Origin of the sequence: Streptosporangium sp. NPDC048047 (assembly GCF_040653115.1) — a bacterium.
Lineage (GTDB): Bacteria > Actinomycetota > Actinomycetes > Streptosporangiales > Streptosporangiaceae > Streptosporangium.
On sequence record NZ_JBEZNH010000017.1, the window covers coordinates 13,473 to 31,577 of the forward strand.

23 protein-coding genes are annotated in these 18,105 nt (G+C 71.4%); 13 read left to right on the top strand and 10 right to left on the bottom strand.

Annotated elements, in window-relative coordinates:
- Positions 1 to 123 precede the first annotated feature (123 nt).
- Positions 124 to 729 carry a hypothetical protein gene (locus AB0D67_RS17045; RefSeq protein WP_362935655.1) on the bottom strand — a complete coding sequence of 202 codons (606 nt, stop codon included), beginning with the start codon at positions 727 to 729 and terminating at the stop codon, positions 124 to 126.
- A 106-nt stretch (positions 730 to 835) separates the two neighbouring features.
- Here AB0D67_RS17045 and AB0D67_RS17050 point away from each other — a divergent pair, with 106 nt between their 5' ends.
- A complete protein-coding gene (locus AB0D67_RS17050) occupies positions 836 to 997 on the top strand; it encodes a helix-turn-helix transcriptional regulator (protein ID WP_362935658.1) in 162 nt (53 codons plus the stop codon).
- Between the two features lie 25 nt (positions 998 to 1,022).
- Positions 1,023 to 1,325, top strand: a complete 303-nt coding sequence (locus tag AB0D67_RS17055; RefSeq protein ID WP_362935661.1) for an alpha/beta hydrolase — start codon at positions 1,023 to 1,025, stop codon at positions 1,323 to 1,325.
- 74 nt (positions 1,326 to 1,399) lie between these two features.
- Here the strand turns inward: AB0D67_RS17055 and AB0D67_RS17060 are convergent, their stop codons facing one another.
- Complete coding sequence (locus AB0D67_RS17060) at positions 1,400 to 2,710, bottom strand: MFS transporter (protein WP_362935664.1); 1,311 nt, start codon at positions 2,708 to 2,710, stop codon at positions 1,400 to 1,402.
- A 152-nt stretch (positions 2,711 to 2,862) separates the two neighbouring features.
- On the opposite strand from AB0D67_RS17060, the gene AB0D67_RS17065 reads away from it, so the two are divergent.
- The 3 genes from AB0D67_RS17065 to AB0D67_RS17075 are packed head-to-tail and all read left to right on the top strand — an operon-like array spanning position 2,863 to position 5,169.
- A complete protein-coding gene (locus AB0D67_RS17065) occupies positions 2,863 to 3,780 on the top strand; it encodes a DUF6772 family protein (RefSeq protein WP_362935667.1) in 918 nt (305 codons plus the stop codon).
- A gap of 5 nt (positions 3,781 to 3,785) precedes the next feature.
- Positions 3,786 to 4,115 carry a hypothetical protein gene (locus AB0D67_RS17070; RefSeq protein WP_362935670.1) on the top strand — a complete coding sequence of 110 codons (330 nt, stop codon included), beginning with the start codon at positions 3,786 to 3,788 and terminating at the stop codon, positions 4,113 to 4,115.
- Between the two features lie 16 nt (positions 4,116 to 4,131).
- Positions 4,132 to 5,169: a LacI family DNA-binding transcriptional regulator gene (locus tag AB0D67_RS17075; RefSeq protein ID WP_362935673.1), complete on the top strand. Its 1,038-nt coding sequence runs from the start codon at positions 4,132 to 4,134 to the stop codon at positions 5,167 to 5,169.
- Between the two features lie 68 nt (positions 5,170 to 5,237).
- Here AB0D67_RS17075 and AB0D67_RS17080 read toward each other — a convergent pair whose 3' ends face one another.
- The 3 genes from AB0D67_RS17080 to AB0D67_RS17090 all read right to left on the bottom strand — a co-directional run bounded on the left by AB0D67_RS17080 (position 5,238) and on the right by AB0D67_RS17090 (position 10,313).
- On the bottom strand, positions 5,238 to 8,444 hold the full coding sequence (locus tag AB0D67_RS17080; protein ID WP_362935676.1) for a DUF6493 family protein: 3,207 nt from the start codon (positions 8,442 to 8,444) through the stop codon (positions 5,238 to 5,240).
- Positions 8,441 to 9,781, bottom strand: a complete 1,341-nt coding sequence (locus AB0D67_RS17085; protein WP_362935679.1) for an SWIM zinc finger family protein — start codon at positions 9,779 to 9,781, stop codon at positions 8,441 to 8,443. Before AB0D67_RS17085 ends, AB0D67_RS17080 begins: the two co-directional genes overlap by 4 nt.
- Positions 9,782 to 9,947: 166 nt before the next feature.
- A complete protein-coding gene (locus tag AB0D67_RS17090) occupies positions 9,948 to 10,313 on the bottom strand; it encodes a DUF5997 family protein (RefSeq protein ID WP_362935682.1) in 366 nt (121 codons plus the stop codon).
- A 54-nt stretch (positions 10,314 to 10,367) separates the two neighbouring features.
- Between AB0D67_RS17090 and AB0D67_RS17095 the strand changes: the two genes are divergently transcribed.
- On the top strand, positions 10,368 to 11,093 hold the full coding sequence (locus AB0D67_RS17095; RefSeq protein ID WP_362935685.1) for a LysR family substrate-binding domain-containing protein: 726 nt from the start codon (positions 10,368 to 10,370) through the stop codon (positions 11,091 to 11,093).
- Between the two features lie 296 nt (positions 11,094 to 11,389).
- Here the strand turns inward: AB0D67_RS17095 and AB0D67_RS17100 are convergent, their stop codons facing one another.
- Positions 11,390 to 11,854 carry a MarR family transcriptional regulator gene (locus AB0D67_RS17100; protein WP_362935688.1) on the bottom strand — a complete coding sequence of 155 codons (465 nt, stop codon included), beginning with the start codon at positions 11,852 to 11,854 and terminating at the stop codon, positions 11,390 to 11,392.
- 30 nt (positions 11,855 to 11,884) lie between these two features.
- On the opposite strand from AB0D67_RS17100, the gene AB0D67_RS17105 reads away from it, so the two are divergent.
- Together AB0D67_RS17105 and AB0D67_RS17110 are read left to right on the top strand one after the other, a co-directional pair.
- A complete protein-coding gene (locus AB0D67_RS17105) occupies positions 11,885 to 12,991 on the top strand; it encodes a GNAT family N-acetyltransferase (protein WP_362935691.1) in 1,107 nt (368 codons plus the stop codon).
- A 95-nt stretch (positions 12,992 to 13,086) separates the two neighbouring features.
- Entirely contained in the window at positions 13,087 to 13,305 is a 219-nt protein-coding gene (locus AB0D67_RS17110; RefSeq protein ID WP_362935694.1) for a hypothetical protein, read from the top strand.
- A gap of 122 nt (positions 13,306 to 13,427) precedes the next feature.
- Here AB0D67_RS17110 and AB0D67_RS17115 read toward each other — a convergent pair whose 3' ends face one another.
- From AB0D67_RS17115 to AB0D67_RS17130, 4 genes are all read right to left on the bottom strand, one after another.
- The gene (locus AB0D67_RS17115) at positions 13,428 to 13,694 is read right to left on the bottom strand and encodes a hypothetical protein (protein WP_362935697.1); all 267 of its coding nucleotides are present in this window, start codon (positions 13,692 to 13,694) and stop codon (positions 13,428 to 13,430) included.
- Positions 13,695 to 13,940: 246 nt separating this feature from the next.
- Positions 13,941 to 14,423: a hypothetical protein gene (locus tag AB0D67_RS17120; protein WP_362935700.1), complete on the bottom strand. Its 483-nt coding sequence runs from the start codon at positions 14,421 to 14,423 to the stop codon at positions 13,941 to 13,943.
- A gap of 147 nt (positions 14,424 to 14,570) precedes the next feature.
- Positions 14,571 to 14,693, bottom strand: coding sequence for a hypothetical protein (locus AB0D67_RS17125; RefSeq protein WP_362935703.1), 123 nt, complete (start codon positions 14,691 to 14,693; stop codon positions 14,571 to 14,573).
- A gap of 488 nt (positions 14,694 to 15,181) precedes the next feature.
- Positions 15,182 to 15,445, bottom strand: a complete 264-nt coding sequence (locus AB0D67_RS17130) for a hypothetical protein (protein ID WP_362935706.1) — start codon at positions 15,443 to 15,445, stop codon at positions 15,182 to 15,184.
- 88 nt (positions 15,446 to 15,533) lie between these two features.
- On the opposite strand from AB0D67_RS17130, the gene AB0D67_RS17135 reads away from it, so the two are divergent.
- The 5 genes from AB0D67_RS17135 to AB0D67_RS17155 all read left to right on the top strand — a co-directional run bounded on the left by AB0D67_RS17135 (position 15,534) and on the right by AB0D67_RS17155 (position 18,063).
- The gene (locus tag AB0D67_RS17135; protein WP_362935709.1) at positions 15,534 to 15,794 is read left to right on the top strand and encodes a hypothetical protein; all 261 of its coding nucleotides are present in this window, start codon (positions 15,534 to 15,536) and stop codon (positions 15,792 to 15,794) included.
- Positions 15,795 to 15,969: 175 nt separating this feature from the next.
- The gene (locus tag AB0D67_RS17140) at positions 15,970 to 16,356 is read left to right on the top strand and encodes a hypothetical protein (RefSeq protein WP_362935712.1); all 387 of its coding nucleotides are present in this window, start codon (positions 15,970 to 15,972) and stop codon (positions 16,354 to 16,356) included.
- Between the two features lie 101 nt (positions 16,357 to 16,457).
- A complete protein-coding gene (locus tag AB0D67_RS17145; protein WP_362935715.1) occupies positions 16,458 to 16,919 on the top strand; it encodes a hypothetical protein in 462 nt (153 codons plus the stop codon).
- A gap of 80 nt (positions 16,920 to 16,999) precedes the next feature.
- The gene (locus AB0D67_RS17150; RefSeq protein WP_362935718.1) at positions 17,000 to 17,341 is read left to right on the top strand and encodes a hypothetical protein; all 342 of its coding nucleotides are present in this window, start codon (positions 17,000 to 17,002) and stop codon (positions 17,339 to 17,341) included.
- Positions 17,338 to 18,063 (top strand): DUF2637 domain-containing protein, encoded by a 726-nt coding sequence (locus AB0D67_RS17155; protein WP_362935721.1) that lies wholly within the window; start codon positions 17,338 to 17,340, stop codon positions 18,061 to 18,063. Before AB0D67_RS17150 ends, AB0D67_RS17155 begins: the two co-directional genes overlap by 4 nt.
- The last annotated feature ends 42 nt before the right edge of the window (positions 18,064 to 18,105 follow it).

The following is an 18,105-nucleotide window of genomic DNA, read 5'->3' on the forward strand; positions in this document are numbered from 1 at the left end:
GGCGGTACGGGGCCTTCTACAGTGGGTTTTCGTGCTTTACGGCAGATCTGCGGAAATCAGCGCACTCGACGAGGTGATCGCGCGGGCCGGCGACGGTTCCTGGTGGGGGCCGGTGTGCTCTCGCTATTGGCCGAGGCGGCCGTTCCGGACGGGCTGGTCTGCGTGGTCGACGACTTCCAGTGGGTCGATCAGGCCTCGGCCGACGCGCTGCTGTTCGCCGCCAGGCGGCCGGGGACGGAACGGATCGCGATGCTGCTCGCCGTACGCGGGGAGGCTCCGGTCAAGGGTGTGCCGTCGACGGTGGACGTGCGCGGCCTGGCCGAGTCCGCCGCGGACGAGCTGCTGGAGTCCCGCCACGGTACGCTGCCCGCCCGGGTGAGGTGGGAGCTCGTCGCGCTCACCGGCGCGAACCCGCTCGCCCTGGGCGAGATCGCCGCCCGCCTGACGCCCGCGCAGCTCGCCGGGCGCGAACCGCTGCCCGATCCGCTGCCCGGCGGCGCCCGGCTCTTCGGCGATCGGGTGGCCGGGTTGTCCGATCCCGCCCGGCTGGCCGCCCTGGTCGCCGCCGTCGAGGCCGATCTCGACCTGGTCCTGCGCGTCACCGAGCGGCTGTCCGCCGGGCGGCCGACGCCGCCCGGCACGGATACGGGAACCGGGCGGGCGGCGCCGGCCGAGCTGGAGGAGAGCGGACTGGCCGGGGTGTCGGGCACGAGCGTGCGCTTCCGCCATCCGCTCATCCGATCGGCGCTCCACGAGGCGGCCGCTCCCGCCGACGTCCGCGCTGGACACGCTGACCCCGCAGGAACTGCGCATCGCGGGCCTGGTCGCCGACGGGTTGTCGAGCAAGCAGATCGCCGCCAGGCTCTTCCTGAGCCCGCGCACGGTCGAGTACCACCTGTACAAGATCTATCCGAAGCTGGGCATCGGCTCACGTACGGACCTGGCGCGACTGGTAGTTCTACAGAAGGCGCCCGTGACCGGGGACGGCATGCTGTGAGGCATGCGGAACGTGAACATCTGGAGTGAAGAGTTCGGCGCCGAGGCGGATCCACGAGCGGGCCCGTGACCTGTCGGCGGTGGCCAACCACCGGCTGGCCGCCATGGCCAGGCCCGACTTCGAGCCGGTGGGCGTGCTGCACCGGGTGCAGGCGCCCACGCTGGTCATCGAGGGCAGCCACGATCCCGTCAAGCCGGGCCATGGCGCGGTCATCGCCGAGCGGATCCCGGGGGCGCGGCTCATGATCGTGGAGGGCATGGGGCACACGCTGCCGCCGGAGGCGCACGAGGAACTGGCCGCCGCCATCCTCGCGCACACGGCGGGGTGATGATCGCGGTGGAACACGCTCCGCGAGGAGCCCCGCCGGTACGGCACGCCCGCGTCTCGGGGCCGGTGCGTGGACTACGCGGCCGTGCCGCCGCTGCGCGCCGTCACCGGTGAGGGCCGCCGCAGATGGTCGGGTTCGCTGATGAACCGGGTGCCGAGCGCCGAGAGCAGGCACAGCAGGGCGGACACCAGCACGATGGGCCAGATCTGGCCACCGGACCAGCCGTCGAGCCAGGCGGCCACGAAGGGGATGCAGCCGCCGACGACGGCGCCGGCGATCTCCCGGGTGAAGGTGACGCCGGTGTAGCGGTACCGGACGTCGAACAGCTCCGACATCATCGTGGCCTGCGAGGCGAGCGTCAGGTCGTTGCAGAGCGTGAAGATCATCACGAAGGCGGCCCAGATCACGACGGGCGTGCCGGTGTCGAGCATGAAGAAGAAGGGATAGAACAGCACCGCCGCCGCGACCGATCCGGTGACCATCACCGGGCGGCGCCCGAACCGGTCGCACAGCCAGCCCGCGGTCGGCACGGTGACGATCTTGACGAGGTTGGCGATCACCACGGCGGTCAGGCCGATCCACGCCTCGGCGTGCACGTGCGTGGTCAGGTAGGTCAGGGCGTAGACGGACGGCAGATAGCTGATGACGTTCGGCGCGACGCTGATGAGCATGCCGGGAATGATCTTGTGGCGGGAGGAGGCGAACAGCGCCCGCAGCGGCGCCCGCACGCTGTCGCCGCTCTCCCGTGCCTCGCGGAACTCGGGGGTGTCGGAGACCTTCAGCCGCACGATCACGCCGCCCACGCCGACCAGGATGCTGAGCAGGAACGGGATGCGCCAGCCGTAGTCGATGAACGCCTCGTGCGGCATGACCGAGGAGACGAGGAAGAAGACGCCCGTCGCGACCAGTGAGCCGATCGCGTTGCCGAGGGTCGGCACGCTGGCGTTCAGCCCGCGCGCCCGGGTCTCGGTGTGCTCGGCGGACATCAGCATGGCCCCCGCGTACTCGCCGCCTGCGCCGAGGCCCTGCACCACGCGCAGCGCCACGAGCATGATCGGCGCGATCGGGCCGACGGCGGCGTAGGAGGGCAGCAGGCCGATCAGCGTGGAGGCCGTCGCCATCAGGAGCAGGGTGACGAACAGCATCGTGCGGCGGCCGACGCGGTCGCCGAGGATGCCGATGATGACTCCGCCGACGGGCCGGGCGAAGAACCCGACGGCGAAGGTGCCGAGCGATGACAGGGTCGCCGCCACCGGGTCGCCGGAGGGGAAGAACACGAGGGGCAGCACCAGCGCGGCGGCGGTGCCGTAGAGCGAGAAGTCGTACCACTCGAGTGCGGTGCCGACGGTGGAAGCGATCGTGGCCCGGCTGAGCCGCCTTGTCATCGTTGACTCCCTCATCACAGCTTGCGGATTGCGCCCCCGCATTCGGACCATTAACGTTAATGTGGCCGCAACACTACGAGTGAGCTGCTCGGCAGGTCAAGAGTTTCGGTCTCCGAGCTGTTCACATGAGCGTTAATGAGAGAGGACTGCGCATGGGACTCGCAGCGCCGACCACCGACGCCGGCCTGTCGAAGTACGATCCGCTCGGACGGATCCTGTGCTTCGACCGGTTCGACTCGACCACCCACGGCTGGACCGAGCTGATCGGCAACTACAACGGCCGGGGCGACCTCGGCACGGTCGACGACCACATGCGCGACTTCCGGCCACCGCAGCTCTCCTCCTGTTCGTTCTTCGACGTCGGCACGCACGGCACGCTCAGCGGGAACTACGCGCTGAAGCTCGCCACCCGCGCCCACCGGGGGCACACGGCCACCGGCATCCGCCGGCTCACCATGGCCGGGCGGGGCCTGGTGCGCATCGAGGCCCACTTCGCGTTCAAGGCCGAGGCGACCGTCGGCCATGAACTGCCCGCGAGCGTCGCCTGGGACGGCAACCGGCACCCGTCGGAGTCGCAGTTCGGCGCGTTCACCGTGGCCACCGACATCTGCGCGGACAACGGCGTGCGGTACCACAACGTCATCCGCTACCAGAACACGAACCTCGACGGCGAGATGACCCAGCGGTGGATGTACCCGGTGGTGCCCGAGCCGACGCCGCGCGACCACCAGGAGGGCAAGTTCGCCCTGCCGTACGCCGCCGACTTCACCGCGCCGAACCCGGACGACTGGCGGTACTTCGACGAGCCGCTGGAGATGTGCGTCAACGAGGTGCCCACCAAGATCAACTGGCACTACCTGCGCTGGGACATCGACACCCGCACGCGGTCGAACGTGGAACTCCGGCTCAACGACCGGGTCATGGACATGAGAGACGTCCCGGTGCCGATCTACCCCGACCGCTACAGCACCCTGGACAACCTGCTCAACTTCTACTTCTCCGTCCGGACCCACGCCGACATCCGCAACTTCCTCTTCCTCGACTCCGTGCTCATCTCGGTGGATTGGTGACGACGATGCGATCGACCATGACCGCGGTGCTGGAGCGCGCCGCACTGGTGAACGACGAGCTCGCCACCGAGCCGTACGAGCTGCCGTGGGCCCAGGAGGCTCGCTTCTTCGTCCAGGCGTACGAGCTGACCGGGACGCTGGAGCTGACCACCGAGATCTCGCCGGACGGCCTGACCTGGTGCCCGGCCGACGTGCCGCCGGTCCGCGTCGAGACGCCCGGGATGACGAGCTGGACGATCACCGGCTTCGGCCAGTGGCTGCGGGTACGCTGCCGGGTTTCCGGCGACGAGGCCCCGGCTGCCAGACTTCGGATCTACTTGGTCGGCAAGAGCTGAGCCGGAGGGTGACGGGATGGCACGTTCGCAACGGGTGACGCTACGCGATGTCGCCGACCGGCTGGGCCTGTCGGCGAACACCGTGTCCCGGGCGCTGACCGGCAAGGACCAGGTCAGCGAGAGCACCAGGGCACTGGTCGTCGCCGAGGCCAGGCGGCTCGGGTACGTCCCGAACAGCCACGCCCGTTCGCTCGTGTCCGGCCGGACCATGGTCGTCGGCCTGGTCATCACCAACCCGTCGAACCCGTTCTACGCCGCGCTGATCTCCGCGGTCGAACGGCGGTGCCGCGCCGCCGGCTACTCCGTGCTGCTCCTCGTGACCGAGGACTCCGACGAGAACGAGGAGCGCGCGGTGCAGGAGCTCCTGCGGTTCGGCGTGGACGGCGTGCTGGGCGTCGCCACCGAGTCCAGGAGCGACGTGTGGGACGGGCTCGTCGAGGCGAACATCCCGGTGGTGCAGATCAGCCGTGACATCCCCGGCCGCGGGCTGGACTTCGTCGGCATCGACGTGGAGGCGGCCGTCGCCGACGCCATGGTCCGGGTGGCCCGTCCCGGCGTCCGGCGGATCTGGCTGCTGGAGGAGGACCTCCGCGTCAGCACGGTCGCCGCCAGGGTCGCGGGCTTCCGCCGCGCGCTCGACGAGCTGGGCATCGCCCACGAGCACTCGCTCGTGCTGAAGGTGCCCACCCGCCGCACGAGCGGCGCCAGCCTGCCCTGGCGGCCCGACGACGCCTACGCCCTGGCCGCCAACCTGATCACCCCGGACAACCACCCGGACCTGGTGATCACCGCGAACGACTACTTCGCGCTGGGCGTCTACCGGGCCGTCCGGGAGTGCGGCCTGGCCGTACCCGAGGACGTCCGAGTGCTCGGGTACGGTGACCACCCGTTCGCCGCGTACCTCCAGCCGGCGCTGACCACGATCCGGCTGCCCGCCGACGAGGCGGGCACGGCCGCGGTCGACCTGCTGCTGCGCCGGATCGCCGAGCCGGACCGCCCACGGACCAGCACCCGGCTCCCCGCCGAACTGGTCGAACGCCGGTCGACGGGGTGAGCGGGCCCGCGCCGGAAAGCGCGGACCCGCACGGCTCCGGGCCGATCACTCTCCCCCCGAGGCCATGGTCATGACGTGGCCGCGGTGAGCTGGGCGTGGAGGCGTCTGCACTCGTGGACGAAGCGGATCGTCCGGCGGCTGCGCGCGAACTCGGCGACGACCGGGATCTCCCCCCGCGCGCCGGTCCAGCGTGCCACGTCGGCGGCGAAGGCGACGAGTTCGGCGTGGATCACGGTGATACGCCGCCCCTCGCCCGGCAACATCCCGGGCAGCAAGGCGCGCAGGATGCGCCACACCTCGTGGTGGCCGCCGGCGTCGGCCAGCTCGGCCAGGGTCGCGACGGCGGGGCGGGTCTCCCGCCACGTGCGGCGCAGCACCAGCGCGAGCTGGCGGCCGATCGCCTCGGCGGGCAGCTCGCCCCCGGCGGCCATGCGCAGGAGCAGCGGGATCACGCCGGGCACGCCGCCGGCCAGGAGAAAGGCGAGGATCACCGCCGTGGACTCACCCATCGGGCCCTGGGCGACCTCCAGGCCGGTGAGCTCCGAGGGCGTCGCCCATGTGCCCCAGTGGCCGCGCAGCAGGAAGGGCAGGAGGTTGACGGCCACGACCTCACGGTGCGAGGGCAGGATGGCAGGCCATGCCTGGAGCGTGCCGCCGAACTCGTCGACCATCCAGTCGAACGGCTGACGCAGCAGCACCTCGTCGATCAGGCGATGACCGGTCGGGGCCGTCACCCGCAACACCGGCTGCAGCCTGACCTCGGTGAAGTACTCCGGCTCGTCGTCGCCGAACTCGACCATGGACGCGTCCACCATGTGGCGCCACAGGTGGCCGCACTCGGGGTCGGCCATGCCGTCGCCGGCGAGCCAGCGGGCGGCCGAGTGCGCCGCCTCCGAGTCGACCTTGGCGGCCCGGTCCGCCGCGGCCGGGTGGCCGCCCCTGGGCAGCCGCAGCAGCGCCTGCGCCAGGTCGGCCGGGAGCGGCTCCACCCCGGCGGCGGCGCAGGTCTCCAGCCGGTCGACCAGCACGTCGGGGTCGAGGTGGCCGCTCATCCAGGTCGGCGTGGACAGCAGCACCGGCGGCAGGGCGTCGTTTCGCAGGGCCTCGGCGAGCTCCGCGTAGCGGTGCAGCAGGAAGTCGTGGGGCGGGGAGACGCGATTGGGGTGGGGCAGCCGGTTGCGCCGCCGCCATTCGTCGTGCTCGGGCAACTCCTGGGGCATGAAGGAACGCAGCCGGGGCGGGACGAAGACGACGGTCACCTCCACGAGCGGCTCGTCCGGACCCGGAGGGGGTACCCGCTGCCCCGTCCGCATCGCCGCGATCCGAGCGGGATCCACGCCGAGCCCGGCCATCCGCTCATAGGCGCCGTCGAGGACGAAGGACGGCATGGCCTCCTCGGAATCGTCGTACAGGGCGCCGGGCTTCATCGGCACCGGACGGGAGCGATCCGGCGGCCCGTCATCGTGGACCTCCTCGCCCTCCCCGGCGCCGGAACGCCACGGCCGCTCGACGTCGGCGGGGGAACCGTACAGGTGGATGCGGCCCCCGGTGAAGGGAATCCGCCGGTCGCCCTCGCGGGCCACCGCCTCGTCCGGACCGTCGTCGCTGTTCCAGGTGATGAAGAAGGCACGCAGCGGGGCGTCGTCGTCGAGGTAGCGGCCCGGCCGGTAGGCGCCGCCCACCATGATCCGCCGGGGCCCCGGCTCGGGATCGGGCTCCTCTCCACGGGTCACGACGCGTACTCCCACGGAGTGGCTCGCGCTGTCCCAGAACTTCTCCGGCCCGATCGGCGGCGGCTCCGGCACGCTCCCGGGAGTGACGAGTTCGGCGGACAGCGCCGCCCGCCAGTCGCCGGAGCCGAGGCGAACATCCCCGGACCGCCAGTGACCGTCGTCCCGTTCGACGTGGGACCTGAGCCTGCGACGCAGCTCCTCCCTGTTCTCGGCGATCCCCGCGACGAAGGCCGCGAGCCAGCGCTCCTGGCCGATCCAGTGCTCGTGATGGCCGGGGAGGATCGACGGCTCGGGGAACCGCTGTGCCTTCGCCGGCTCGGGCAGCGGCGGGAACTCCTTCCGCTCCGGCATCTCCTCGACCGGGACCTCGCCGCCGAACCGCTCGGCGAGCTTCGCACCCAGGTCGGCGGGGAGATGACGGGCGCCTTCGAGGATCTCTCCGACACGGCCGGCGAGCAGGCCGGCGTGTTTCAGGGTCAGCTCGGCCGCGCGGTTGCGCACGTCGAAGGACCTGTGCGCGTACGCCGTGGTCAGCGCGGTCACGAAGTCGGCGGCCGTCTCGGGCGTGGCCCGGATCGCATGGTCGAGCCAGCGCAGGCCCCTGGCGGCGAACTTGGCCTCCTCCCGGAAGGTGAGCGCCTCGACCGCCTCGACCAGATCGGCGTGGTCGAGTGGCATCGCCTCACGCACCTGCTCGGTGGCCAGCTCGGCGACCGTGCCCGGAGCCGACGGCAACAGCCGCAGGTAGTCGCGGAGACGGGGCATGGTCTCCGCCGGCGTGGGGTCGAGGAGCCTGTGCAGCCGGACGAAGAACCGCAGGTCCTGTGCTTCGCCGCCGCGCAGGAAACGGCTCACGCAACCGTCGAGCACCTGCTCCCTGGGCAGCTCGCGGGCGGCGGCGGCCAGCCAGCGGGTCGGCAGGGGCTCCAGCCGCTCGTCACGGAGGGCGCGGCCCGCGCCGTCGGCGGTGAAGACACGAGGCAGCAGCACGGGGGCCAGCGGGTCATCGGCCACGCTCGGCGCGGCCAGCCAGGCGGCCACCAGCGGGTCGTGGTCGGGCGGCGCGGCGCCGGACTCCCGCAGCAGCGCCACGGCCAGCGGCGCGACGCGGTCGGCGGGGCGGCGCACCCGCCGGGCCAGGCGGACCGCGACGTCACGACGCCATTCCGGGGGACGGGCGGCCGCCACCCGGCACACCTGGGCGACGTCGGGGTCCTCGGCCCAGCGGCGGTTGACGTCGCGGCCGGTCATCCACGTCACGGCGGCCGCCGGGCCGGTGATGACGCCGACACCGGCCAGCAGCAGCGCGCCGGCCAGTTCGTCGAGCAGTTCGCCGACCTCCCAGGAGGCCATCTCCTCGAAGTCGCCGGGACGCTGGGCGCGCACCTGCTCGGTGCGGACACGGCGCAGCTCCTTGACGAGGCCGGGCAGCCGCCCGCCCAGCTCGGCGTGCTCCTCCTCGGTGAGCGTGACCAGCCGATCGGCCAGGCGGTGGACCTGGTTGCGGGCCACCAGGTCGCAGATCTCCGTCCAGAGGCTCACGGGGAGACCTCCACGGCGGCGCGGGCGACGATCCGGGCGGCCAGCACGTGTTTGCACGGCCCACGGGAGCCGCGATGGTCCCACCACCACTCGCAGGTGCAGGAACCGTCGGCCAGCGAGACCCGGCGCTCACCGCCCGGGGTGCGGACGGTGACCGACTCGCCGTCGACGCGCACGGCACCCGCTTCGACGAGCCTGCGCGCCTTGGCCAGCCGCGGGTTGAGCACGATCACGTTGTCCCTGTCATAGGGCAGCTCACGGTGGAAGTGGGCGGCTTCCGACAGGTCGTAGCCGACCCGCCCGGCGACGCCGAGCCGCGTCAGCGCGGCCCGCACCCGGTCGGCGGGCATGCCCGCCCGGTCGGCCAGCAGGCCGATCTCGACCTCGGGCTCGAAGTTGAGCAGCATGCCCACCACGTCGGCGTCGTCCTCGGCCTCGTCGGTGGCCAGGTCGTCGAGCACCGCGCCCTCGCCGGAGAAACCGCGCCAGCGCTCGGGTGAGAGGGCGAGCGTGTAGCGCATGCCCGGGAGCTCCAGTTCCCAGGCACTGGAGGCGGCATCGGAGGCGGCGTCGGCCGGGCCGTACACCCGGAGGGACTTCGCGAAGCGCAGCAGCGGCAGGAGGGTGCCGAGCCGGCCGGGATCGGCGAGCCGGACCGAGCCCGGAACCCGGCGGTCGGAGACCTTCGGCTCCCGCCCCGCCTGCGTCACCCACACCGTGCCCTTCCTGGGCAGCCCGCGCAGGAACCGCACCGCCGTCATGCCGGTCAGCTCACCGCGCTGGTCCATGCCCGAGGCGATGACCTGCACCTCGGCGAAGCCGCGCAACCAGCGCTCGGGCAGGGGGACCTTCTTCTCCACCACCGCGCCGTCCATCGTGGTCACGACCAGCTCGTCGAGGCCCACCCCCAGGTGCAACGGGTCACGCGCGCCGACGCGCGCCAGCGCCTCCCGGAGCGGCGCGTTCACGTCGACGTTGGTGGTGCCCCGGTCGAACACCTCGCCGTCGAGCGCGCCGCTCAGCAGATCAAGCCGGGCGTACACGCCGCCGCAGGCCGAGAACGACTCGAACCGCAGCCGGTCCCCGTTGCACGTCACCACCGGGTCGCGCACCCAGCCGGGCCGCGCCTGCGGCTGGTGGTAGCGGGCCAGCGCCACATCGGCGACGCCGAGCAGGGCCGCCGCGGCGGGGGCGGCCTGGGTCACCACGCCGCTGAAGAACCGGGGGGCCACGACGGGGCCGGACAGAGCCCGCCCGCCGGAGGTCGCCAATCCGAGACGGCCGCCGACGAGGGAGGAGGGCGCGGCGTACGTGTACGCCTGCGTCGCTGAAGTCATGGCCGGGACGTTAGATCGCCCCACCGACAAACCGGCGCGGCGGCCGATCCGGACGGCGGCGGCGCGGGTCTGGACGGCGGCGGACCGAACCGGACCGCCGCTTCCACGGTCCGGCTAGGTGCTGTTTTGTGGATCCTCGCTACGGCGAAGATCCACAAAACAGCACCTAGCGCTGCTTGAGGCGCTGCGCCTCCTTGCGCACCTCGGCCTGAACCGACCGCTCATGCTGCAGCCACTCGGGGTTCTCCGCCTTGATGGCGTCGATTTCGGCGGTGGTGAGCGGCCCGGTGACGCCGCCCCTGGCCAGTCCCGAGTTGGAGACGCCCAGCTTCACGGCGACGACCTGCCGGGGATGCGGCCCGTTGCGTCGCAGATCGGCCAGCCACGCCGGCGGGTCGGCCTGCAGCGCGTTCAGCTCATCCCTGGAGACGACCCCCTCCTGGAACTCGGCGGGAGTGGCCTCCAGGAGCACACCCAGCTTCTTGGCCGCGGTCGCGGGCTTCATCGTCTGGGTGGTCTTGGGCTTGGTCATGGTGTCAAGGGTAGGGCGCGAAGCCGCCTCCCCGGACACCGGTACCGTGAGGAGGTGACTTACAGGGAGTTCCGGCTGGCCTACGTGCCCGGGGTGACGCCCGCCAAATGGGCGGGCGTCTGGGCCGAGCGCGTGCCCGACGTTCCGCTCACCCTGGTCCCCGTGGCCGCCGCCGAGGCGGTGAGGTCGCTGCACGACGGCGACGCCGACGCCGGGCTCGTGCGGCTGCCCGTGGCCCGCGAGGGGCTCAGCGTGATCCCTCTCTACGTCGAGACCACCGTGGTCGTGGTGCCGAAGGACCACCTGGTGACCGCCGCCGACGAGGTCACCGTCGCCGACCTCGCCGACGAGGAGGTGCTCCACCCGATGGACGACACCCTCGAATGGGCCGCTCCGCCGGGGCTGCCGGCCTTCACACGTCCGGACACGACGGCGGAGGCGATCGAGCTGGTGGCGTCGGGGGCCGGGCTGCTGCTGGTCCCGCAGTCGCTGGCGCGTCTGCACCACCGCAGAGACCTGACCTACCGGCCGGTCCTGGAGGCGCCGCAGTCGCAGGTCGCGCTGGCCTGGCCCACGGAGGCGACGACCGATCTGGTGGAGGACTTCATCGGCATCGTCCGCGGCCGTACGGCGAACAGCACGCGAGGCCGTACCCCCGCGCCCGCGCCCGCACCCGCTCCGGCGAAGGCGCGGAAGCAGCCGCGGAGTCCCGCTCCGGGCGGATCGGGCCGCCGGGGCGCGCAGCCCGGCCGGGGCAGGAAGGGCCACCGTCCCCGCTGAACCGTGGATCAGGCGGGGTGGGCGAAGCCATGTCCTTCCGCCCGTGCGACCGGATCGTCGACGGTGGTCGGCATCGGGTCGCCTGGTCCGTCTCGCCGGGTCCTGGCGGCGGCACGAACCGGAAACGCCGCTCATCGCCCGGTGGTGACCCGTCGCCGACCGCGTTCAGGCGCGGCGCCGGCGCCGCGATGAACCGCTCCCCGGCTTCGAACGCCACCGGCCGCCGGACCCGGAGGTCTGATGCCGCACCGCCGGTGTCCGAGCCGTTGGGGGAAGCCCGGTTCCTCGGGTGACGTTCATGCGGGTTCTTCCAGTTTGCGGGCGATGTCCTCCAGGACGGAAAGGTCGGAGGCCGAGAGCCGGTCGATGACGTGGCGGCGGACCGATTCCAGGTGCATCGGGGCCGCGTCCTCAAGCGTTTCCAGGCCGTTCTCGGTGAGGACGAGGTAACAGCCCCGGCCGTCGTCCGGGTCGGGCTCGCGCCGCACGAGACCGCGGGCCTCCATGCGGCTGGCGTGCCGCGACAGGCGGCTGCGGGACCAACCCATCTTGGCGGCCTGCTCGCGCAGCGTGCTGGCGTGGCCCGGACGCTCGGAGAGCGTGCTGAGCACCTCGTAGTCGGGCTCGGACAGGCCGATCTCGGCCAGGTCGTGCGCGGTGCGCGACTGGATCGCGACCATCATCCGGCGCAGGGCGCGCCAGGCGCGTTCCTCGTCCGCGTCGAGCCAGCGCACCGCCTCGGAGGACCATCTCTTTGACATGTAAACAAGTTACCGGCTACGTTCATTTACATGTCAACGAAATCTTTGCGAGTCCTCGTCCTCGTGTGCAGCACCCGTCCCGGCGCTCTCGGCCCGGCGGTGGGCCGGTGGCTGATCGACGCGATCGCGCCACACGCCGCGGAACTGGGCGTGGATCTCCTGCCGGTGACCCTCGGCGACCTCGCCCTGCCGTTCCTCGACGAGGAGGAGGAGCCGGCCTCCGGCGTTCACCGGCACGAGCACACCAAGCGGTGGAGCGCGATGGTGGACGCCGCGGACGGCTTCATCGCGGTCACCCCCGAGTACAACTACGGCATGCCGGCGACGTTCAAGAACGCCCTCGACTACCTGAACCGGGAATGGGCGTGGAAGCCGATGGGGTTCGTCAGCTACGGCAACACCTCGGCGGGCACCCGGTCTGTCCAGCACGCCAAGCAGGTGGTGACCACGCTGCGGCTGGTGCCGCTGGGCGCCACGGTCGCCCTGCGCATCGCCGACACGGTGGACGGCGGGCGGATCCGTCCGGACGCCGGCCGCGACGAGGCCGCCGTCGGGGTCCTGGACGAGCTCGTCCGCCTCGCTCACGCCCTGCGGCCGATGCGCGAGCGAATCCGCTCGGGTCCGGGGGCGGTGCCGCTGCCGGGGTCGTACGTGAGAGCGCTGACCCCGGACGACGCTCCAGAGGTCCTGGTGCTCCAGCGGTGCTGCTGGGTGGAGGAGGCGGTGGCCAACGACACCCTGGCCATCCCCGCCCTGGAGGAGTCGCTTGATGAGGTGCGCGCATGGCTGGCCGGCTGGCAGGCCGCGGGCCTGTGGCGGGACGGGCGGCTCCTGGGCATGGTGCGCGCGCGCCGCATGGAGGACGACTGGCACGTGGGCCGCCTCGGCGTCGCCCCCGACCTGCGCGGCCAGGGCGTGGGGCGCTGGCTGCTGCGCGAGGCCGAAACCGCGGCCGACGCCGGCTGCCGCCGCGTCGTGCTGTCCACCGGCGCCCGGAGCCTGCGCAACCTCAGTTTTTACCACGCCCAGGGTTACCGTACGGAGTCGTCCGATGGCGCGGAGGCCGTCCTCACCAAGCTCGTGTCCGCGGATGCCGCCGTCGGGCTTCCCGATGGAGAACCGGCGATGGCGGAATGACGGGACCGCCGCCTCGACGGGGACGGGCGGCGAAGCAGTCGATGGACGCGATCCGTGAGATCGGGCATGCTGGTTCTCCCCACGGGGAGGATCAAATGGAGATCGGGTTCACCGGTATTCTGCTACTGCTGATGATGTGGGCCATACCGGTATTGCTGTTCTTCATCGCTCTTTACTGGGCGATCCGCCTGGCGATCAGGCACGAGAAACGACGGGTGCCGACTCCTCAAGAAATCCTGGTGCAGGAGCGACGGGAACGCATGGCGGCGGAGCGTGCCGCTCACCTGCGTGATAGGCGGCACCGACTCGGATGAGCAGACGGCCGAGGGCCGGGACGTGGCAGGCGGGACGATCAGGCCCTCACCTCAGCCACCACGAAGCCGGCGTTCACGGTCGGCGATCACCCCGGACCTGGGGCCCGCCGGAGGGCCCGCTTTCACCTGCGCTCGGTGATCGCGCAGGCCACGCCGCCGATCATCATGCCGAAGCCCAGCTTGATGATCAGGTCGGCGGCCTCGGGCCGATACGTGTCAAAAATACCGAGCATCATCAGCAGGGCTATTCCAAAAAAGGCGACACCGGTGGCCAAGAACGCCCGCCGGAAGATCGCCGCTGACTCCGTGGGACGTCGTCGCGCGCGGTATGCGGCGTTGCCGAAAGCCGCCAGCGGAAGAAGAACGAGAAGCAGGCCGAGGGGAGTCACAGCCGATGATCGTAAGCGCCGTGTCCGGATAAGGTCCAGATGTATGCGAGGAGCACAGCGGTCAGGACCCGATGGCTGGAGCAACCTCGGGGGTGGCGTTCTGGCGGGCCGCGCGGCGGCGCGCCGCAGCCTTGACGAGTGGATCGAGACGAAACTGCGGCTGGGAATCCGGCCATCGGCCCTGCGCCACCTGATCGAGGCAGGCCAGGCGTTCCGCGTACGCTCCGGATCTCGTTGACGAGGGATCTACGGCCTTCGCCCGACTGAGCGGATACGGACCGGTTCGAGGCTTCGGGTATGAAGCCGGATGGCGAGGCACTCGCGGTGGGCGATGATGGCGGTGCTGCCGGGGCCGTCGGCGCTGCGGACGTCCATGGTCACGCCGTCGCCTCCCGGGCTCAAGACGGCCGGTGTGCCGCAGAAATCGCATCCCCATCGGAAGCGTTCCAGGTCTTGGCTGCGCAGGCTCAACCGTGCCCAGGCGGGCGAGGTGTAACGGCGTAGCTGCTGGACGACGGCGTCAACCTCGGTGCCGACCCGGGGGTACTCCTCAGGAAGGGCGCGGGGGCTGCCCGATGGGCTATCGATCACGGCGGCGTCTATGGACGCACCGATGTCCTCATGCCCGGGGATCACCACGCTGACGCCCCACGGTTGATGGGCGATCACCCGAGCCCGGACCGTTTGCCCGGGGACGAGGCCGGCCCCCGCGGCATCGAATCGACGCATTCAGCCATTCTCTCGGGTCGGACGTCCTGGCGGACCGCTGCCTGGCAGCGTTCAGGTTCACGGGCCTGATGGAGGCCATGCGTACCGGGTTCGGCGGCTGAGATCGATGGCCAACGGCGTACTCTTCTGCCCACATCCGGAGGTGGTTCAGGCGACCCTCACGGCATGGTCGCCGAAGTCCGCCGCCACGTCCGGCGTCCCGCCCAGCGCGACGACATAGGAACGCAGGGTGTCCAGGCCGCCGATCCGGCCGTGCTCGATCTGGGACACGCGCCTGGGACACGCGCCTGGGACACGCGCCTGGGACACGCGCCTGGGAGACGCCCGTGCGCGCGGCGAGAAGCTTCTGGGAGACACCCAAGAGCTTGCGTATCTCGGCGAGCCGGGTGCCGCGCAACTCTGCCAGCCGCTCGCGGCTGGTTTCCCGCCGCGACGGTGACGGACGCGGCGGGAAACGCGACCGGGCGGGCTCCCCGGTCATGACGATCGGGAAGTCCGCCCAGTTCAGTGAGGTAGGGCGCCTGGGACTCGAACCCAGAACCTACGGATTAAAAGAGCATTGGGAGACGTGCCGGACGGTGGCGAGTGATGCCGTCCCCGAACGTTTCGCCTGGTAGATGGCGCTTCCGTATGCCGCTCTGTGTCGGCATGAACGCCCGGAACCGGCGGTGTGTGTTCCTGCCGGTCTCCCGACGGTCCCCCTCGGTCTCCCATCCGGATCATGATGCGGCGGGCGTCGCCCACCCGCCCGCATCCACTCACTCAGCGCCGGCGCTCCTTGAGATCGCTTCTGCTGTCTTGCCGCCTCTCGGCTTGGCCTCGATGCCATGCTCTCTGGCGAGCTTCCGCACATACGCATCGGTGAAGGGTGATCGCTTCACGACGTCGGTCGGCCTCTCGCCGGCCTTGAGCGCGGACACCACGTCGGCAATCACGGCCGTGCGTGACCTCTCGTGTTCCGCCTCGGTCTCGCGGTACCGGCGGGTGCTGTCATCGAGGGCTTCAAGCGGGTTCTTCGTCATGCGCAACAGATTAGCGCAACAGGGTTGCGGTAGCCATAGGGGACCGCTAGTGTTTAGCGCAACAGAGAAGCGCAACAAAGGAGCGAACATGGCCACCACCGACCGCATCCTCGCCGCCTACACCCGCGCCTCCCTGGGCCGCCCCGGCCGGCCCGTCCGCCTCGACGCGATCCGCGTCACCCTGGTCGACCTCCCCCGGGACCTGGTGGACGCCACGCTGCAGGCCATGGCCACTCAGGACGGCGTCAGCCTCACCACCCAGCGCAACTCACAGATGCTCACCCCCGGACAGCAGGTCGCGGCCGTGACCATCGACGGCGAGGACAAGCACCTCATCGCCATCCACTAGGGCCCCGCGGGGCGGCCTTCGGGCCGCCCCAGGGCTGGCCCTGCGCTCGCCGTACCTCCCCGAGAGCTACGGCGAGCGGAAGGCCAGACCTCCCAACGCACGGCGGGCCCGCCCGGTCTCGACCACCGGAACGGGCCCTGGATCGGAACCACCTCTCGGAAAGGTCCCTCACCTGATGGACAAGCGTACGGCCCCCACTGCTGACCGTCCCGCCGACGCCGAGGTGCCCACGTGGCTCACCGGCCCGTGCCCGGACTGGTGCAGCACCCCTCATAGCGCGTCCGACCACCCCGACGACCGCCACCACGACGGCGCTTACGAGGCGGTCGAGCTGACCACGATGGAGTTCGTCGACTACGGGTCGCCCACCCGGCCGAACTACCGGCCCCAGGTCGCGCTGATCGACCTCATCCAGGGCTACCGCGAGGCCGAGCCGCGGGTGTGCGTCGTCGAGGGTTCCGACCGCTTCGTGTTCTACCTGTCGCTGGCCGAGGCCGAGGAGTTCGCCGGCGTCCTGCTGCGCCGGGTCGCCGACGCCCGCGGCCAATCCGACCCCTCCTAGCAAGACGGCCCCGATCCCGAGAAGAGGATTCCGTGACGACCAACAACCAGGCGCGCGCCCCGCATCACTGCGGGAAGGTGCACCCTCTCACCTTGGAGGGAATGAAGGAGCAAATCCGATGCGAGGTTGACCAGGCCCCGCCCCTCTCGCCCGAACGGATCTCCCGCCTGCGGCTGATCATCCACGGCCCCAGCGGAGAACCCTCCCTCACGCCGGAGATGCTCGCCCAGAAGACCACGGAGCGCCTGGAGAACACCCCACAGTCGGCCGGTCACCTCTACGTCCTGGCCTTCAGCAGCGGAACCGTGAAGGTCGGGCGGACCGACAGCGGTCGCAGGCGCATCCTCCAGCACCGCGCTGAGGCCGCGCGCCACGGCGTTGAGCTGACCGACGAGTGGCTGTCCCCCGCGCACACGGGGTGGTACCAGAACGAGCGAGCCCTGATCGAGCACTGCGAATCGACGGGCATCCGCATCGGCGGCAACAAGTCGGAGTACTTCACCGGCTTGGACTTCGCCGCCGTCCGGGCGTTCGCCGAGAGCCTCGTCAACATCCCCAAGTAGCGAGACGGCCCCGGGCTGGTGTGGCGACACCGGCCCGGGGCCTCGACCCCGAACCCCTGAGTAGAGCAGGAGACGAGATCGTGTCTGAGACCGTACAGTCCCCCGCGCCGTGCCCCAAGTGGTGCGTCGCCGACCACAGCGCCGACACCCCCGGCCAGCGCCTCCACCTCGCCTACGTCGGCCCGTTCAGCGGCCCCGGCGAGGTGATGCTCCGCTACGCCCAGGCCGACACCGCCGGCGGCCCGTCTCCGATCGTGGTGCGCCTGTCGTTCGTCGACGAGGGCCGCCGCTTCCTGACGGACATTGACTGGCCGATCGCGGCGGACTGGTCGCGGATCCTCGGTGGCCTCGACATCCGTTCGTTCGGCGAGTTCGCCTCTGCGCTCGGCGACGTCGCCCGCACCCTGGACGGTGAGGCATGATCCGCGTCTGCACAACAGTTGTTGTCGTCCTCCTGGCGGCCGTCGCCGCGGTCGTCAGCTACCGGCACGCCTTCGAGGTCGTGGTGGCCAACGGCGAGTCCGGCCTGACCGCGTACCTGGTGCCGCTCACCATCGACGGCGCGATCTTCGCGTCCTCCATGGTGCTGCTGGACGCGGCCCGCCGCCGCCTCCCTGTGCCCGCGCTGGCGCGCTGGACGCTCGCCCTGGGCATCCTCGCCACCCTGGCGGCGAACGTCGCGCACGGGTGGGCTCACGGCCCGGTCGGCGCGATCGTCGCCGCCTGGCCGGCCGTCGCCCTGGTGCTGTCCTACGAGCTGCTGATGGGCATGATCCGACGCGGCGCCGTCCCGGTGTCTGGAACTTCAGACACCGAGGGTGTCACCGCTGACACCCTCGACCGGGTCGACGGGACAGTGGCCGAACAGGTGCCGGTCGAGCCGGTCGGCCCGGGTACGGCTGAGCCCGCCGGCGGCGAGGTCGAGCAGCCCGCCATACCCGCCGTACCCGCGCCGTCACCTGCACCGATGCCGGTCCTCACACCCGCGCCCGATGAGCTGTTCCCGGTCGCCGCGGACAGGTACGGCGACCAGCTCGCCGAGGGCCGGGTGCCGTCGATCACCCGCATCAAGACTGAGTTGCGGGTGGGTCAGCCGCGGGCCGCGCGGATCCGCTCCTACCTCGACCAGCTCGCCACGTCCTGACCCTGTGCCCGCCCCGGGCCGACGACCAAGACAGTCCCGGGG

Excerpts from the sequence above, each read along its gene's own strand:
- AB0D67_RS17155 (WP_362935721.1), top strand. The coding sequence starts at position 17,338 with ATGATCCGCGTCTGCACAACAGTTGTTGTCGTCCTCCTGGCGGCCGTC.
- AB0D67_RS17065 (WP_362935667.1), top strand. The coding sequence starts at position 2,863 with ATGGGACTCGCAGCGCCGACCACCGACGCCGGCCTGTCGAAGTACGAT.
- AB0D67_RS17130 (WP_362935706.1), bottom strand. The coding sequence starts at position 15,445 with ATGACGAAGAACCCGCTTGAAGCCCTCGATGACAGCACCCGCCGGTAC.
- AB0D67_RS17070 (WP_362935670.1), top strand. The coding sequence starts at position 3,786 with ATGCGATCGACCATGACCGCGGTGCTGGAGCGCGCCGCACTGGTGAAC.
- AB0D67_RS17110 (WP_362935694.1), top strand. The coding sequence starts at position 13,087 with ATGGAGATCGGGTTCACCGGTATTCTGCTACTGCTGATGATGTGGGCC.
- AB0D67_RS17105 (WP_362935691.1), top strand. The coding sequence starts at position 11,885 with ATGTCAACGAAATCTTTGCGAGTCCTCGTCCTCGTGTGCAGCACCCGT.
- AB0D67_RS17075 (WP_362935673.1), top strand. The coding sequence starts at position 4,132 with ATGGCACGTTCGCAACGGGTGACGCTACGCGATGTCGCCGACCGGCTG.
- AB0D67_RS17090 (WP_362935682.1), bottom strand. The coding sequence starts at position 10,313 with ATGACCAAGCCCAAGACCACCCAGACGATGAAGCCCGCGACCGCGGCC.
- AB0D67_RS17045 (WP_362935655.1), bottom strand. The coding sequence starts at position 729 with ATGGCGGAAGCGCACGCTCGTGCCCGACACCCCGGCCAGTCCGCTCTC.
- AB0D67_RS17135 (WP_362935709.1), top strand. The coding sequence starts at position 15,534 with ATGGCCACCACCGACCGCATCCTCGCCGCCTACACCCGCGCCTCCCTG.
- AB0D67_RS17140 (WP_362935712.1), top strand. The coding sequence starts at position 15,970 with ATGGACAAGCGTACGGCCCCCACTGCTGACCGTCCCGCCGACGCCGAG.
- AB0D67_RS17060 (WP_362935664.1), bottom strand. The coding sequence starts at position 2,710 with ATGACAAGGCGGCTCAGCCGGGCCACGATCGCTTCCACCGTCGGCACC.
- AB0D67_RS17120 (WP_362935700.1), bottom strand. The coding sequence starts at position 14,423 with ATGCGTCGATTCGATGCCGCGGGGGCCGGCCTCGTCCCCGGGCAAACG.
- AB0D67_RS17145 (WP_362935715.1), top strand. The coding sequence starts at position 16,458 with ATGAAGGAGCAAATCCGATGCGAGGTTGACCAGGCCCCGCCCCTCTCG.
- AB0D67_RS17085 (WP_362935679.1), bottom strand. The coding sequence starts at position 9,781 with ATGACTTCAGCGACGCAGGCGTACACGTACGCCGCGCCCTCCTCCCTC.
- AB0D67_RS17100 (WP_362935688.1), bottom strand. The coding sequence starts at position 11,854 with ATGTCAAAGAGATGGTCCTCCGAGGCGGTGCGCTGGCTCGACGCGGAC.